Genomic DNA, 1336 nt, shown 5'->3' with positions numbered 1-1336 from the left:
AGCCGGTCTCCCGCCTTCCCGCTGAACCGGTCCGCAACAAACCGCTCCGACGTCAGGTCAGCACGGTTCAGATAACCCCGCGCAACACCCACCCCACCTATGTAGAGCTCCCCGGCAACCCCGATCGGGACCGGCTCCCCATAGCCGTCAAGAACATAAAGTCGCGTGTTCCAGATCGGACGGCCGATCGGGACAATATCTCCCTCAAAGTCCGTCGGGCAGGTCCAAGCCGTCACGTCAATTGCCGCCTCTGTGGGACCATAAAGGTTATGCAACTTCGCTCGCGGCAGCAGACTGCGTACCTTATGCACGCTCACGCCTGGGAGTGCCTCGCCACTGCAAATCACCTGGCGAAGAGAGGTGCAATTTTCCACCCCATGTGCATCCAGGAAGCTCGCCAGCATCGACGGCACAAAGTGAACTGTCGTGACCTGGTGCCGCGTGATTGCTTCAACCATTGCCTGGGGATCTTTGTGTTCTTCGGGGGCGGCCAATGCCAATTTGGCTCCGGTCAGCAACGTCCAGAAGAATTCCCAGCCAGACACGTCGAAGCTATAGGGCGTTTTCTGCAGCACCACATCATTCGCGTTTAGATGATAGGCACCTTGCATCCAGCTTAGCCGGTTGACGATTGCTCCGTGCTCGTTCTGCGCACCCTTCGGATTACCGGTCGAACCCGAGGTGTAGATCACATAGGCCAGATGCCGTGGCGTCAGCCCGAGCGCATGGACATCCGGATTGCCGGCGCCGACCGCATCACCGCCGTCGCCCTCACCATCGTCACCCTCACCATCGTCACCATCCCCGACGCCGATCACCGTCCGCCCGTCAAGCGCATCGCCAAGCGCGGATCGGCCAGTCCCATCCACCAGAACAAGCCGTGGATCCGCATCCGCAACAACCCAGCCAAGCCGCTCCCGTGGATAGCCGGGGTCCAGCGGCACATAGGCCCCTCCAGCCTTCAGCACCGCAAGAAGCCCGACAACCATTCCAACCGAACGCTCCACGCAAAGCCCGACACGATCGTCAGGCCCGACACCAAGCCCGATCAGACGATGCGCCAGCCGGTTCGCACGCGCATTCAACTCCCCGTAGCTCACCTCAACGTCGCCCTGAACAACCGCAATCGCATCCGCATCCTGACGAACCTGTGCCTCGAACAGCTCATGGATGCAAAGGTCAGAGCCATAGTCATGCACCGTCGCGTTCCAACCCTCCACAAGCTGCAAACGCTCATCCGCCGGCAGAACGTCCAGGGACCGCAACGCCGTCTCCGGCGCATCCTCCAGAGCCTGCGAAAGGCTCTCCAGCGCCCGCTCCATCAGCCCGACAACCC

General features: G+C 61.4%; 1 protein-coding gene. It reads right to left on the bottom strand.

Annotated elements, in window-relative coordinates:
* Positions 1-1336: amino acid adenylation domain-containing protein (locus tag BJ928_RS38455; protein ID WP_120296879.1), on the bottom strand; the 1336-nt coding region annotated here is incomplete at both ends.

Source organism: Rhizobium sp. WW_1 (genome assembly GCF_003610155.1).
GTDB classification, from domain to species: domain Bacteria; phylum Pseudomonadota; class Alphaproteobacteria; order Rhizobiales; family Rhizobiaceae; genus Rhizobium; species Rhizobium tropici_A.
Note: the sequence above shows the minus strand (reverse complement) of the source record. Positions and strands in the feature narration are given on the sequence as shown.